The organism is Dysgonomonas sp. UBA7630 (assembly GCF_002483985.1).
Taxonomy (GTDB): Bacteria; Bacteroidota; Bacteroidia; order Bacteroidales; family Dysgonomonadaceae; genus Dysgonomonas.
This window is the reverse complement of the sequence record NZ_DLIY01000001.1, coordinates 65,893-79,569: the sequence shown is the minus strand read 5'-3', so window position 1 is coordinate 79,569 and position 13,677 is coordinate 65,893. Positions and strand designations below refer to the sequence as shown.

Genomic DNA, 13,677 nt, shown 5'->3' with positions numbered 1-13,677 from the left:
CCCAAAAGTGTTTTAAATTTTGGGGCAATATCTTCTCTTATTAGGAAGAAAATCAATTATGAAAGGTTTAATTCATTCTTTCGAGTCTTTTGGAACTAAAGACGGCCCGGGTATAAGGTTTGTATTTTTTATGCAGGGCTGCCCTCTTCGTTGCCTCTATTGCCATAACCCAGACACATGGAATATGAACGATAAGGAGTACGAACTGATTCCGGAAGAGGCTTTCGAAGAAGTAAAGAAGGTAAAAAACTTCATACGCAATGGGGGTATAACCATTTCGGGAGGAGAACCCCTGCTACAACCTCAGTTTATTATCGAACTATTTAAGATGTGCAAGAATGAAGGTTTACATACAGCTATAGACACATCAGGATATATATTAAATGATAAGGTAAAGGAAGTTTTAGAGTACACAGATCTTGTACTGCTAGATATTAAACATATCAATCCTGATAAATATAAAAACCTCACAGCAAAACCACTAGAGCCAACACTTCGCTTCATGCAGTATCTCACTGAAATTGAGAAACCTGTTTGGCTAAGATATGTGTTCGTTCCGGGCTTCACCGACGATGAAAAAGACCTGAATGACTGGGCAAAACAGGTTTCTGGATATAAAAATGTACAACGAGTAGATATTTTGCCTTTTCATCAAATGGGATTACATAAATGGGAGCAGTTAGGCGAAGACTACAAGTTTAAAGATATTGCACCTCCCGAACAGTCGGAAATAGAGAAGGCTGAAAATATTTTCCGAAGTTATGGACTTAAGGTCTGATATATATATTATTCATAAAACATTTTTCTTTACAAAAACAAAAAAAGATCATCAATAGGAATATAAAATTTTATTTTTAGAAAATTTTTCAACAATAATAAAACTACAACAAACTCATAAAAAGCCAATTAACAACAAATAGAGAAAACTTAAATCAGAAAACACTTAAATAAAATATCCAATCAAGTCTTTTATTAAGTAAAATCATATAACTTTGTTAACATATACGGTTCCGAATATAATCGGATGAAAAGGGAATCAGGTGAAAGACCTGAACTATCCCCGTAGCTGTAAATTTCAGAAAGGTAGTTGGACTCTCACACCACTGTCAACGAATACTGATGGGAAGGTTACCAACTGCGAAATAAGTCAGAAGACCTGCCGTATATACATTCTAGCTTTCGGGAGAAAAGCAGCAGAATTATACAACATATTCACTTCAAATAAGTATGTGTACTTCCCTGCTCCTGTCAGTTATATTTTAATTGATACAATAAAAGTATAAACGATAACGAATATGATTCAGACAGTTGTAAAAAGAGACGGACGTATCGTCGGTTTTAATGAGGAAAAAATCATGGCAGCAGTTCGTAAAGCCATGCTACACACCGAACAAGGAGAAGACTCCATTCTAATAAGACGTATTACAGACTATGTATCCTGTCAGGGCAATGAGCAAATGACAGTAGAGCAGATACAAGACATGGTAGAAATGGAGTTGATGAAAAGCCCTCGCAAAGAGGTGGCAAAAAAATACATCGCCTATCGTGACAAACGCAGCATTGCCCGCAAAGCAAAAACGCGAGACATGTTTCTGGAAATTATAGATACTAAATCAAACGATATCACGCGCGAAAATGCAAACATGAACGCCGACACACCTGCCGGCATGATGATGAAGTTTGCTAGCGAAACCACCAAACCATTTGTCGATGATTATTTATTATTGCCGGAGGTAAAAGAAGCTGTTCGCCTCAACTATCTGCATATACACGACAAAGATTATTATCCAACCAAAAGCCTTACTTGCGTACAACACCCTTTAGATAAGATATTACAGAATGGCTTTTTTGCAGGGCATGGAGAATCTCGTCCGGCAAAACGCATCGAGACAGCCAGTATGCTAGGTTGTATCTCTCTGGAAACAGCACAAAATGAAATGCATGGCGGACAGGCCATTCCTGCTTTTGACTTTTACTTGGCTCCATTTGTACGTAAGAGCTTTATTGAAGAAATAAAAGTTCTGGAACAGGTTACAGGAATAGAATACAAACATTTGTACGAAACAGAAATAGAAGATTATATCCCTTGTTCGGTCAAAGATTTAGCAGGGGAAAAACGAATTATACAGCATGCCATAAACAGAACAGTGAGCAGAGTTCATCAATCGATGGAGGCCTTTATTCACAACATGAACACAATCCATTCTCGTGGAGGGAATCAGGTCGTATTCAGCTCTGTCAATTACGGAACGGACACCTCTGCCGAGGGTCGCTGTATCATTCGTGAATTGCTCCACAGCACATACGAGGGTGTAGGAAGTGGCGTAACGGCTATTTTCCCTATACAGATATGGAAGAAGAAACGAGGCGTAAACTATTTGCCGGATGACAAAAACTATGATCTTTATATACTAGCAAGCAAGGTAAGTGCCCGCCGTTTCTTCCCTAACTTTTTGAATCTGGATGCGACATTCAACCAACATGAAGATTGGAAAGCGGACGATCCTCGCCGATTCGAACACGAAGTGGCTACAATGGGTTGCCGCACACGGGTTTTCGAAAATCGCTTTGGAAAGAAGACATCTATCGGACGGGGAAATCTCTCTTTCTCCACCATCAACCTTGTACGCATTGCCTTAGAATGCAGAAATATAGAAAATGAAAAAGAAAGAATAGATTGCTTCTACAGCAAACTAAACCAGATACTCGACTTAACCGCATTACAATTGCATCGCCGTTTCGAGTTTCAGAAAACTGCCGCACCTAAACAGTTTCCATTACTAATGTCTGTATTATGGGAAGGATGCGAGCAAGTAAAAGAAGAAAACACGATAGAGAAGGTAATTAATCAGGGCACATTGGGCATTGGCTTTATAGGACTTGCCGAAGCTCTTGTTGCACTTGTAGGTAAACATCATGGAGAAGATGAGCAAGCTCAAAAACTCGGACTGGAGATAGTAACTTATATGAAAGATCGAGTAAATGAATTCTCAGAAAAATATCAGCATAATTACAGTGTACTTGCAACCCCTGCCGAAGGGCTCGCCGGACGCTTTACCCGTCGAGACAAAAAAGACTTTGGGCTAATCAAGGGCATCACCGATCGTGAATATTACACCAACTCCAATCACGTACCCGTATATTACCAATGCAGCGCACATCAGAAAGCAAAGACAGAAGCTCCTTATCATGACCTAACTCGAGGAGGACATATCTTTTATGTAGAGATAGACGGTGATGCCACACACAACCCCGATGCTATATTGACAGTAGTGGATATGATGGATAAATATAATATGGGGTATGCATCAGTCAATCACAACCGTAATCGTTGTTTGAAATGCGGCTATGAAAATTCGGATACAAAGCTCACCCGATGCCCGAAATGCGGTAGCAACGAAATAGATCGCCTGCAACGCATAACAGGTTATTTGGTAGGGACAACAGACCGATGGAACAGCGCAAAACTAGCAGAGCTAAACGACCGCATTATTCATGAATAAGCTATCGATACTAAACGTTATACATGACACTACCGTAGATGGCCCCGGATTCAGGACAGCCATCTACGCTGCCGGTTGTACACACAGATGCCCGGGATGCCACAACCCACAATCGTGGGATATAGAAAATGGCACACCACACACCATTGATCAGCTATTAGAGATAATAAAAGAAGATGAATTTGCAAACGTTACTTTCTCGGGTGGAGACCCGCTGTTTCAAGTAGAAGGTTTCACAGAACTTGCACAACGAATAAAAAGAGGAACAAACAAAAATATTTGGTGCTATACGGGTTTTTTATATGAAGACATTCTAAAATCGGATAGACTTTCTCAGATTCTTCCTTTTATTGATGTTTTGGTAGACGGCAAATATATTGAAGCACTGCGAAGCGAAGATTTACGATTCAGGGGCAGCAACAATCAAAGAATCATAAATGTACGAGCTTCTTTGAATGAACGCCAAGATTCATACCCAATATTAAAAAGTTCTCATTACAATGAGAATAGTATCTTAAAATCTTAAACTTATTTATTAATATTGCCTTGTTATTAATGGCAACATTCTGCTAAAATGAAAATAGAAAAAATAACAGAGGATAAAGACCGGTTTATGAATCTGCTGCTATTGGGCGATGAACAGGAAAGCATGATCTACAGATATTTAGAAAGAGGAGAACTATTTGCGTTATACGACACTTATCTAAAAACCGTTTGTGTCGTTACTCAAGAAGACGAGAAAACTTTCGAAATCAAAAATATTGCAACTTACCAAAAAGCACAGGGGAAAGGATACGGGAGTTTAATGATGAGATACATAATTGACAACTATAAAGATAAATGTGACATATTATTGGTTGGTACAGGCGACGATCCTACTATATTGTCATTTTACAAAAAATTTGGCTTTGTATATTCACACACCGTAAAAAACTTTTTCATAGACAATTACGACCATCAAATATTTGAAAATGGCAAGCAACTAATAGACATGGTTTATCTAAAAAATGAAATGAAAAAATCCTGACAGATTTCTCTATCAGGATTGCTGTGCACCCTTAACAGTTCTACTCTCAAACCTATATTTTGGAATTTGATCGCTTTATTGCCTTTTATCACACAAAGGAGCAATATCCCGTAAGGTTTTTAGATAGTGGATAAATTCGAGAGTATCTTTATGCGTGCTAATTATAGCATCAGATTGAGACTGTATGAATAGAATGACATAGTTATATAAAAATTCATCCAATAGTTTAGCAAAGTCTTTAGGAGAAATGTCTTCTTTAAAGAATGTATATATCGGTTCCAGATCTATATCCCCTCTTTCTAATTTTTCCATAAATGTTTGCATTAGGCTTACTGCACTTTTGTATTTGTAAGGGTTGCTATATTTGAGTTTGTATAATTCACAATTGCAAAGTAAAGGGCACAGCGTCTTATATCCTATCAATTGAGACAATAAGATATCAGAAAAACAAATAATATATTAATATCCTAACTGTTAAAATATTATCCTCACAAATAAATTATTATTTGCTCTAAATGCTTATTTTTGCATATAAACAAATTCACAAATAGAAAGACATGGAAGAAACAAGCATAAAGAAGAGCAATCATGGTCCAAACGTTCGCCGTTGGAGAGAATGGCGAAACATTAATCAAGATGTTCTGGCAGAGCAAATAGGAGTATCACAAGCTACTCTTTCGAGCTATGAGAAAAAGGATAAGCTCGAACAGGATATTTTAGAGAAGATTGCTAAGGTTTTGGATATTCCTGTTGAGGCTATTACTGAGCTTGAACAAGGAGCTTCCATCAATATTGTAAATGCTTATGATAATTCAGGTTCTATAAACTACTCCCCGACATTTAACCCGTTAGATAAAATAGTTGAGCTTTACGATGAAAAGATCGCTTTATACGAAAGAATGTTGAAGGATAAAGAGGAGGCTATTTCTTTATTGCATGAGGTATTGAAAGAGAGGAAGGGGTGAAATTCTGATAGGCTCACAAAAATGAAAAACACAAAGATTGAATTTATTGAAGATTTAGACTTGATTTATGAGTTAAGAAGGGAAGGATTCCTAAAATCATAAAAAATTTATTTGTATTATAGCCAAATTTGAGAATCAATCTAAAAAACACACTAATATATGCCTAACAATGAATATGATGCAGTTTTGATAACGGGAAATGGATTTGATTTAAATTTAGGATTAAAAACAGGCTATTGTGATTTTATTTCGAGTGATTTCTTCTGCAAATTATTAGCTGAAAATAATCAACTTTGCTTATATCTCAAAAACCAACATGATTTAAATAATTGGATAGATATTGAGAATGAATTAAAAAACTACTCTAATGAAGTCTATACGAACTCAAATAGAAATTTATTCAAACAAGAATATCAATCTTTACGTAAATCTTTATGTGACTACTTGAATAGCATAGATATGTCATATATAGATAAGACATCACAAGCCTATAGATTTCTTACAGAAAAATTTGAAAGATTATTAATTTTCAATTTTAATTACACATTAAGTCTTGAATATATTACACATCAGAAAAACTTAAAACATAAAGTTTTCAAGGTGCATGGTACTGCTAAAAATAACCAAATTGTTTTTGGCGTAGAAGACAATGCAAGAATTAATAAAAATGACGTCTTTCTTAAAAAATCAACTTGTATCTGGAATGAAATATGTGATGTTAATCAAATACTATCTAATGCAAATAACATAATATTTTTAGGGTATTCTTTAGGCGAAACTGACCATCATTATTTTGATGATTTTTTTGGGAATGCATGTCATTCGCATTCTGTCAGAAAAAATATAGCTATATCTTATTATAAGGAAGAAGGTATGTATGATATTTTTAAACAATTAGATAGTTTAACCGTTAATAGAATCCAATACTTGAGAACCCATCAAAACTTTAAGATGATTGATTTATCAAAATAGAATATCTTTATTTTTTAATAAAGGAATATAACAAAAAGCGCGACAGATTTCTCTATCAGACTTTCTTAGTACCCAGAGCCAATACACAACCGTGAAAATAAGAGAAAATAAAACTATATAATATCTATAATAATCAATATCTTACACGAATGCCTATTTTCTCTTGTTAGTACACTTTTGCCGATATTTTTATGTTTAGTACACTTTTAGTACACTTTCTGAAAAAACAATATTTATATTTGTAGAAACAAAGGAAAACAAAAGCCACAAAAAGAATAAAGCATCATGGCAAAACTGGAGGTAAAAGCTAAAGATAACCCCAAATTACAACAAAGTACACTTTCTGACGGGAGAATAAGCCTGTATCTTGAATATTATCTAGGCAGAATACAAATTCCGGTAATAGATGAACAAACAGGGGATCAGGTATTATATACCAGTGGAGCGATGAGAGGAAAGCCAAAGTATCAGGTAAAGCATAATAGACGAAAAGAACACCTCAACTTATATCTTGTCAAAAATCCACGTACACCCATTGAAAGAGAAAACAATAAAAAGATACTGGAAATAGCCAAAGAAATAAGACTGGAGAGAGAACAGGAATTTAAAGCGGACAAAACCGGGAAACGTGTTATTGCAGCTAAAAAGATGAATTTCTTAGATTTTTATCAATCCTATATAGACAGTTATACGAAAAAAGATATTAGAATGATAACTGGGGCCTTTATCCGGTTTAAAGATTTCCTCAAAATTGAATATCCGATCTATGCTACTACATTAAAGCCAGAACAAATAAACAAAGAAATGATAGAGGCCTTTGTTGAATATCTGGAAAGTAAAAGCACCGGTGAGGGAGCAAAGGGGTATTATCAGCGATTCAAAAAGGTTATAAAATATGCTGAGGAAAAAAGTATAATAGCTAAAAACCCATGTAAGGGAGTTGTTTGCAAGGTAGATGAAAACATATTGAGAAAAGACATATTAAGCCTTGCAGAAATGGAAAAGCTAATAGCAACTACCTATCAGGGACAAAACGATCATATCCGGCGTGCGTTTATCTTTAGTCTTTATACCGGTACTCGTTTTTGTGATGTTGTAGAGATGAGGTATAGTAATGTCGATTATTCAAATAAGATATTGAAATTTGAGCAAGCTAAAACCAAAAAGAAAAGCGTCAATAGCGGTGTAATGATCCCTCTTAATGATGGCTTACTTTCCCTGATAGGAAATCAGCCTCGGGATGAGGCCGGTAATCTGATAGACAGAGTTATATTTGAATTGCCTAGTAGTACAATGTGTTTAAAGGCTTTGCGGCGATGGACTGCTCGAGCCGACATTGATAAGCATATTACATGGCATTGTGCCCGGCATTCATTCGCGGTAAATATCCTCAACAATGGAGCAAATATAAAAACAGTATCAAGCCTTTTGGGGCATTCGGGATTAAAACATACAGAAAAGTACACCCGGGCAGTGGATAGTCTTAAACAAGCCGCAATAAACAGTTTGCCGGAATTAAAACTATAAAGATATGAACAGACAAGTATTAACTCATTTTACCAATCTGTTTTCAGCTATAAATAATGCAGCCGCATTACTGGCCGGAGAAAATAACCCTAATTTTGAGAATATAGTAAGAAACAAATACACTGAATTAAATTCTTTCAATGAATACATTGAGCTCTCGAATGAAATAAATGAGAAATTATACCTTTACCCTCAATCAAATAAAGAACTTTTTTTATTGAATATTCTGAATGGATTTAAGTATAGTAAGTATCTTAATATTACATTAGATAATCAGCATGAGCAAAATAGGGGGCTGACAATGACCGCAGACAGAATAAAGGCCTCCCATAACTGCATAAATAATTATATCAATGGTAATATTGATGAGAATAACATTTGTGCTTTGTATATTGTGCTTTGTTGGGAGGAATTATCTTTATTTATTCAAGAATTAGACAAACTTGCTCAATCTCATAATCTTGATATATTTGATATTCAGTTGAAAGCCGGGTTAAATGTTTGGTATAAAGTTACTGGTGGAATAATACAAAATAAGAATACTCAACCTATTTTAAATGTAACCAAAATTTTCAGCATTGATACCCTATTGGCCTTGTGTGAAGAATTGAAAAATTTAAATATCATATCCCCTACAACAAAAGAGGATTATTTCTTATATGCTTTCAANNCACTCGATTATAGTAAACTTAATGTATTTAAAGGCAAAATCGGCCTATTTGTATATTTGATTAGTGAATTATTCACGAATGGAGGTAATACAGATTGGAGAGTTGCTTACGAATTTAATATTAAAAACCCATCACAAGTGAAAACAGGCTACTACAATAATAAAAATAATCTTCCTAAAAATCATGAGCAAATAGATAATCTTTTGATAAAGATAGGTTTAAAATAAAGAATATTACCTTGTTAGATAAATTATAGAGTAGGCTTATATAGGTTTACTCTTTTTTTATATTAAATCATTTATATAAAGTTTAGATAAATACCTCTCTATTCTTTTCTACTCAAATACTCGCCAATTTTGTCATGTTATAACAAGATTGGAAGCGGCGCGCAGCTTCATTGTATAAATTCAAATTTTCATAAAATGGAAAAAGAAATTTTAAATTTTGATGAGGCAGCAAAGTATTTAGGTTTTTCAAAAAGTATGCTCTATAAAATGACTGCAAAAAGAATCATTTGTTTTTATAAACCTAGTGGCAAACTTATTTATTTCAAAAAAGAAGATTTAGACAACTGGTTACTCTCAAACCGTATCACCCCTCAATCAGAGATAGAGGAAACGGCGCAGGCCTATTGCATGGGAAACAAGAAAGGGGGCGCTCATGTCAGCAAATAAGAGTAAAGAGATATCTATACTAATGACTTGTATTGACCGATTGGCCGGCATGCCTGTCTCTAATGATGAGAATAATATCAAGGTAGCAAAAAACATTACCTATAATCTCAAAGATTTACAAAAGATTGATGATAACGGTAATCTGATAACAAAAGTTATAATTGTTTTTGCCTCCATATCCTGTGATGCTTTGAAACTGTCTATACTAGGATATATGCCATATAAGGATAGTTTCAACCTTGTAGAGTATTGCTTAGAGTCAGCTTTAAGCTACCTGATTGATTAACTATTCCTATGATTGACGGCGTTAAATGTTCCTGTGTCGGTTTAAGTGCTGATTTGTGGCTAAATAACCCTCTCTTAGATTTTGGGCTTTTAGTATCGGAAAGGACCGGCGAATTGCTTACTCAAAGGAGAGAGGCAAAGGCAAAAGATTTGCGCTTTGTCCTCTCACCAAATGAAAGGAAGAATGCCCTGTCATGCTCTTTCACCGGCAGTTTACATAAGCACTGGGATATTGACGGAAGCAATCATAATGATTTTACACATCCGGATATTTGTAAAACGCTTGACAGTCTATCAGCTAATTATAATATCAATTTAGATGAGGCTTTTATTCATAGCTTAGAAATTGGAGTTAATATAGAGCTTGATTACAGTCCCGAAATTATATTTAAGAAAGCCATTTGCCACAAAGGAAAACCTTTTGAAAGAATGGATGCCCGGGATAAGAGAATAGGTGTTATCTGTGTACATACTGATTACTCTATAAAATTATATGACAAAGGCTATCAATGTAAGATAAAGGATAAATATATACTCCGCTATGAAGTCAGATTGCATCGGCAAAGGATGTTACAGGCGTTTGACATATTTACATTAGTTGATCTTAAAAACACGGAAAAAGTCGCCTTTTTAGTTTGTTTATTACTGGAGCGATTGGATGAGGTCATATTCTTTGACTATTCATTTAAGCCGCAAAGCCTATCAGAAAGCAAATTATTAGCATGGCAGCAATATAGTAATCCCCGGTACTGGGAAAACCTCAACCGGAATAACTACTATAAGGCACGGAAAAAACTTGCTGAATTAATCAAGAAGTATGGTTGTATCGACTGGAGGGAATTTCTGTCAAAACGGATTATAAATAAATGGTTCGATCTGGCGAAATTCAAGCAGAAAAATAGGCGACATTTTCCACAACATTTAAAATCACTGCAAGCAAAAAAACAGGCGACAATTTCCAATCTTGAATATATGTTGGAAAACGTCACCTCCGGGGACGTTCAAAAGCGAAAGAAAAAAGACAGAAAAATTGAGGTTAAAAACTCTATCTGTAACTGTGTCGTTTGCGGCCGTCTTTTAGTAGGTCAAAAACAAGGTAGTCGCTTTTGTTCTGAGCGGTTGTACGGGAAAGATGCCCGGATGTGTAGGAATAAAGATAGTAACAGACGATTAACTATTAAACGAAAAATTAAAAGAGCTATGGAAAAAGATTCAATGCTACGGATTACCTATGTAGATAACGGAAACGAATATAGTGATATCCTGGCTACTGGTGAGCTGTGTGTTACTCGGGAATGGCTAGACAAGGTTAAATCTGTTGAGGTGCTAGATTCTCCATCTCATAAAATAACTGGGGATCAGGCAAAAGAATATTTGAGAACAATAAAAAATAAAATAAGTCATGAAAGAAATAATTAAGATTCAAACAAATGCAGATGGCAAAAAGGCTGTATCTGCAAAAGAAATGTATGTAGGTCTAGGTCTGGCGGCGGCCGCATGGAATAGATGGGCGTTAAAAAATATAGAGAGAAACCCTTATGCCGTTGAGGGTATTGACTGGATAGGGTTCAACCTGATGTTGAACGGTAATAAGACTAAAGACTATATTCTCACCCTCGACTTTGCAAAGAAACTATGTATGCAGGCCCGGACGCAAAGGGGTGAAGATATGCGAAACTATTTTCTGGAAGTGGAGCGGATCGCTCAGGAAGCAATCACGCCGCAAATATCATCTGCTAAGATTCAGGAACTGACAGATAGATTACATCGCTTAGAGTCATTGACGGTTAGTAGTTGTGTGTCAGATTACTCCATAATGGGATATGCCCGACTATGTAATAAGCGTATATGTCTGAATGAGGCAAATGCTTTAGGTCGGATAGCAACAAAGAAATGTAAAGAGATGGGCTTGTCTATCGGAAATATTAGAGATAGCCGCTACGGGCTTGTAAATACTTATCCTGAGTATATTTTAGAGGATGTGTTTAGAGAGTTCTTTAAGCGGCCGCGGTTCTAACAGTCATTTTTATATATAAATAAAATCAAAGATATGAATATAATTCCTAATAAGAAAGATCGGTTGATCTCACTCATATTACAAATTGAAAAGCTCAAAATAGAAGTAGATTCTTCACGTCCCAATAATTACACTTTTGAAATCAATGATCACCGGGGTACGATCAATATTGAGACTTCTAAAGACGATAGAGGCGTTTTAAATATTTCTGAGGATCTGATAAAAGAATATCACTATCAGTGTTCCGGATTTCAAATTTATGACATAAAAGACCCTGGGCAATATCGAACAAGCGATATCAGAATACGCGACAAAAATAGTTATCCATTACCTGAAGCATCGAAAATACCATCACTGGTAAATAGCTTTATCACGAATTACAATGACAAGCTAAAGAAAGGTATACATCCTGTTATCTGTGCTGCATATCTACACTTTGGATTAGTATTTATTCATCCTTTTAACGATGGCAACGGCCGTACGTCCCGATTCCTAATGAATATGTGTTTGATAAAAACCGGATTTGCTCCAATATCTCCATTGAAAGAAGAGAAACGGGTCTATGATCAAGCCATAGAAGAATCTCGAGCTAAAGAGGATCCGTCATATTTCTATTTATGGGTTGCTGAAAAAGAGTTGATCGCCTTGACTGTAGAAAAATATCGATATAATAACATTTATCAGTTATAGTCCGGTTCTGAAAAAGGCTGTAATAAAAAGGTACGCTTTTAATCAAGCGTTAAGGGAAAGTAGTGGCAGGGATATAAGAAGATTGCAGGCAAATATATACTGGCTGCAATCTTCTTGTATTAGCTGATAGATGAGGTCAAAAAGAGCTAAAAATGTGCTGATTTTAATCGAAAACATCATGTTTTATATCAAGTTTCATTCATTTTTAGCACTTTTTATTGGTTGCATTTACAACTATTTGCGCTGTAATGTTGGATTAGATGGGCTTTTTGAGGGGGTGCACCTTATGGACATAGTTGTATTTACAATCAACAGCAAGGGATATGGGGTGTTTTTTTGCCAAAAGAGACCTCCGAAACCTCACCCCAGACGGCTTTACACACACGGGGAAATTTTCAAAATTTGGAATTGTTAAAGAGTTAAGGCCGCTAAAATCTCAGCAAGCTCTATTCTTTTCTTTACCGACACTATTGTAGTAATTTTGTAATTTAGAATAATTCTAAATAATTAATTATGGCATGAAATTTCATTCAATGCTTTTACTATTAGCATCCTGACAATAACAGAAACAGGCACTTTGTAGATTGTGCTTAATTCTCTTATCTCTAACATCATATTAGCATCTAACCTTATTGATACCCGATCCGGCTTTGTCATATATCAAAAATTATACTTTAAAGATAAAAAGAAGAACACAATTATAGAAATTTGCGTATCCTAGTTTCTTTCTTCGTTAGATAACGATCTAGTTCCGATTTTCTGAAAACAACTTTCGACTTTATTTTAGAATATTTTATTTCTCCGTTCTTTGTGCAACTATCTAAAGTCCTTTGGCTAATGTTTAAGTAGTTTGCAGCCTGCCTCCTCGAAAAATGGATTTCCATTTGATTTATATTGTGTATCTGGTTTTCTAGCTGATCGATCCTATCAAATAGCCTATCAAACAAACTGATAAACTCATCTTTACTGACTACAATTATTTCACTCATAATTTTAAATACGCAAAATTCTGCTTAATAAAAAATAAGGAACGTATTATTTGCCCCTTATTATATTCGATAAGTATATATTGTATGTTATTACTCCTCAACTGTTAGCCTCAACTTCGCACCGCATTTAGGACATGATAGGGCGTTGTTTGCCGGTTGTTCAAATAATTCTACCAGATGCACACCTAAAGCGTCTGCAATCTTTTGTAAAGTGTCTATTGTGGGATTTCCGTTAATAGTTCTGGATAAGCTTTCTTGTTTAATTCCCATCATATCGGCTAACTGAGTTATAGTTATACCTTTTCTTTTTACTATTTCTTTAATCTGTAACATACTTATGATATTAAAAGTTATATG

Annotated in this window: 15 protein-coding genes and 1 riboswitch; of the genes, 12 read left to right on the top strand and 3 right to left on the bottom strand. The window is 35.2% G+C overall.

Translation table 11 applies throughout. The features are described 5' to 3' along the window. The first annotated feature begins 58 nt into the window (after positions 1 to 58). From pflA to B3P17_RS00310, 4 genes are all read left to right on the top strand, one after another. Positions 59 to 778, top strand: a complete 720-nt coding sequence (gene pflA, locus B3P17_RS00325) for a pyruvate formate-lyase-activating protein (protein WP_252637898.1) — start codon at positions 59 to 61, stop codon at positions 776 to 778. A gap of 210 nt (positions 779 to 988) precedes the next feature. Beyond that, positions 989 to 1,178: riboswitch (cobalamin riboswitch) on the top strand. Positions 1,179 to 1,295: 117 nt separating this feature from the next. Continuing rightward, entirely contained in the window at positions 1,296 to 3,503 is a 2,208-nt protein-coding gene (locus B3P17_RS00320; RefSeq protein WP_252637899.1) for an anaerobic ribonucleoside triphosphate reductase, read from the top strand. Next, positions 3,496 to 4,029 carry an anaerobic ribonucleoside-triphosphate reductase activating protein gene (gene nrdG, locus B3P17_RS00315; protein WP_252637900.1) on the top strand — a complete coding sequence of 178 codons (534 nt, stop codon included), beginning with the start codon at positions 3,496 to 3,498 and terminating at the stop codon, positions 4,027 to 4,029. Before B3P17_RS00320 ends, nrdG begins: the two co-directional genes overlap by 8 nt. 48 nt (positions 4,030 to 4,077) lie before the next feature. Beyond that, positions 4,078 to 4,530, top strand: coding sequence for a GNAT family N-acetyltransferase (locus tag B3P17_RS00310; protein WP_252637901.1), 453 nt, complete (start codon positions 4,078 to 4,080; stop codon positions 4,528 to 4,530). A gap of 75 nt (positions 4,531 to 4,605) precedes the next feature. Here the strand turns inward: B3P17_RS00310 and B3P17_RS00305 are convergent, their stop codons facing one another. Continuing rightward, a complete protein-coding gene (locus B3P17_RS00305) occupies positions 4,606 to 4,842 on the bottom strand; it encodes a hypothetical protein (protein ID WP_252637902.1) in 237 nt (78 codons plus the stop codon). 245 nt (positions 4,843 to 5,087) lie between these two features. Between B3P17_RS00305 and B3P17_RS00300 the strand changes: the two genes are divergently transcribed. The 8 genes from B3P17_RS00300 (at position 5,088) to B3P17_RS00265 (ending at position 12,331) form a co-directional block, all read left to right on the top strand. Beyond that, positions 5,088 to 5,495 carry a helix-turn-helix domain-containing protein gene (locus tag B3P17_RS00300; RefSeq protein ID WP_252637903.1) on the top strand — a complete coding sequence of 136 codons (408 nt, stop codon included), beginning with the start codon at positions 5,088 to 5,090 and terminating at the stop codon, positions 5,493 to 5,495. 159 nt (positions 5,496 to 5,654) lie between these two features. Further along, complete coding sequence (locus B3P17_RS00295; protein WP_252637904.1) at positions 5,655 to 6,467, top strand: AbiH family protein; 813 nt, start codon at positions 5,655 to 5,657, stop codon at positions 6,465 to 6,467. A gap of 285 nt (positions 6,468 to 6,752) precedes the next feature. Further along, positions 6,753 to 7,994: a tyrosine-type recombinase/integrase gene (locus tag B3P17_RS00290; protein WP_291102460.1), complete on the top strand. Its 1,242-nt coding sequence runs from the start codon at positions 6,753 to 6,755 to the stop codon at positions 7,992 to 7,994. A gap of 1,093 nt (positions 7,995 to 9,087) precedes the next feature. Continuing rightward, positions 9,088 to 9,339, top strand: coding sequence for a helix-turn-helix domain-containing protein (locus tag B3P17_RS00285; protein ID WP_291102457.1), 252 nt, complete (start codon positions 9,088 to 9,090; stop codon positions 9,337 to 9,339). Next, a complete protein-coding gene (locus tag B3P17_RS00280) occupies positions 9,326 to 9,625 on the top strand; it encodes a hypothetical protein (protein WP_291102454.1) in 300 nt (99 codons plus the stop codon). Before B3P17_RS00285 ends, B3P17_RS00280 begins: the two co-directional genes overlap by 14 nt. An 8-nt stretch (positions 9,626 to 9,633) precedes the next feature. Beyond that, positions 9,634 to 11,043: a hypothetical protein gene (locus tag B3P17_RS00275; RefSeq protein WP_291102451.1), complete on the top strand. Its 1,410-nt coding sequence runs from the start codon at positions 9,634 to 9,636 to the stop codon at positions 11,041 to 11,043. Beyond that, positions 11,027 to 11,641, top strand: coding sequence for an antA/AntB antirepressor family protein (locus B3P17_RS00270; protein WP_291102448.1), 615 nt, complete (start codon positions 11,027 to 11,029; stop codon positions 11,639 to 11,641). Before B3P17_RS00275 ends, B3P17_RS00270 begins: the two co-directional genes overlap by 17 nt. Positions 11,642 to 11,674: 33 nt before the next feature. After that, positions 11,675 to 12,331 carry a Fic family protein gene (locus B3P17_RS00265; RefSeq protein ID WP_291102445.1) on the top strand — a complete coding sequence of 219 codons (657 nt, stop codon included), beginning with the start codon at positions 11,675 to 11,677 and terminating at the stop codon, positions 12,329 to 12,331. A gap of 698 nt (positions 12,332 to 13,029) precedes the next feature. On the opposite strand, the gene B3P17_RS00260 is transcribed toward B3P17_RS00265, so the two are convergent. Then, positions 13,030 to 13,320 carry a helix-turn-helix domain-containing protein gene (locus tag B3P17_RS00260; RefSeq protein ID WP_291102443.1) on the bottom strand — a complete coding sequence of 97 codons (291 nt, stop codon included), beginning with the start codon at positions 13,318 to 13,320 and terminating at the stop codon, positions 13,030 to 13,032. Between the two features lie 90 nt (positions 13,321 to 13,410). Beyond that, positions 13,411 to 13,653, bottom strand: a complete 243-nt coding sequence (locus tag B3P17_RS00255; RefSeq protein WP_291102440.1) for a helix-turn-helix domain-containing protein — start codon at positions 13,651 to 13,653, stop codon at positions 13,411 to 13,413. Between the last annotated feature and the right edge of the window lie 24 nt (positions 13,654 to 13,677).